The organism is Rhizobium sp. Leaf321 (genome assembly GCF_001423215.1).
GTDB classification, from domain to species: Bacteria; Pseudomonadota; Alphaproteobacteria; order Rhizobiales; family Rhizobiaceae; genus Neorhizobium; species Neorhizobium soli.
Window position 1 is genome coordinate 133,034 of record NZ_LMOF01000004.1, and the last position, 892, is coordinate 133,925.

The window sequence follows — 892 nt, forward strand, 5'->3', positions numbered from 1 at the left end:
GCTCACAGCCTCTGCAGCGAATATGCTCATCTTTCTGGGCACGCTCTACCTGTATTCACCCATGTTGCCGCTTTATAAGCTGATCCTCGGAGCTTTCTGTATCTCGTGCTTCATATTCACTTCATACGTGAACCTGAAACTCAACCGAGAGCGTTACAACGTGTTCCTCAACGCACTCGAGGCCCGTGTCCAGCACAACGCGGCAGAGGAGAGGGGTAAGGCTCTCCTCCTTTTGTCGAAGACTGACCCGCTCACCGGGCTTGAAAACCGGCGGGCTATCGATGAGCGACTACGTGATTACTGGCAACGTTGGGTTGACCATAGGTCGATGTTCTATGTGCTGCTGCTCGATGTCGATTATTTCAAACGATACAACGACCGCTATGGGCACCAAGAGGGTGATCGGTGCCTTGTCGCTGTGTCCCATCTTCTCCGGGCGGTTGTGAATTCGCACGGAGCCCGGATTGCGCGTTACGGCGGCGAGGAATTCATCATCATTGCGCAACATCAAAGCGTTGAGGACGCCATCGCTTTTGCAGAAGCGATCAAGTCCGCCATACGTACGCTGGCTTTACCTCATGAGAACCGACGAGATGGAACCTCGATCGTTACGGTCAGCATCGGATTGTCGTTCGCCAGGAACCAGACCAAGCACCTCGACCGAGTTGTCCACGAAGCTGATCTTGCCCTTTACGCTGCGAAGAAAGGCGGTCGGAACACGGTGGTGGTCTTCGATCCTGGTGACGCGAGGACACGGGATGACGAGGAAGACATAGCAGCGATCTTGAAGGTCGCGGTAAACCAGCGGCTTGTATCCCTCGTCTATCAACCGATCCGAAATGTTCAGACGGGCAGAGTGGCGGCTGCAGAGGCTCTGATGCGCTTGCGTCGG

1 protein-coding gene is annotated in these 892 nt (G+C 55.0%); it reads left to right on the plus strand.

Annotation, left to right across the window (positions count from 1 at the left end; translation table 11 throughout):
• Positions 1-22: 22 nt before the first annotated feature.
• Positions 23-892, plus strand: an 870-nt coding sequence (locus tag ASF70_RS24515; protein WP_244473936.1) for a GGDEF domain-containing protein, incomplete at its 3' end; no start/stop codon positions are given.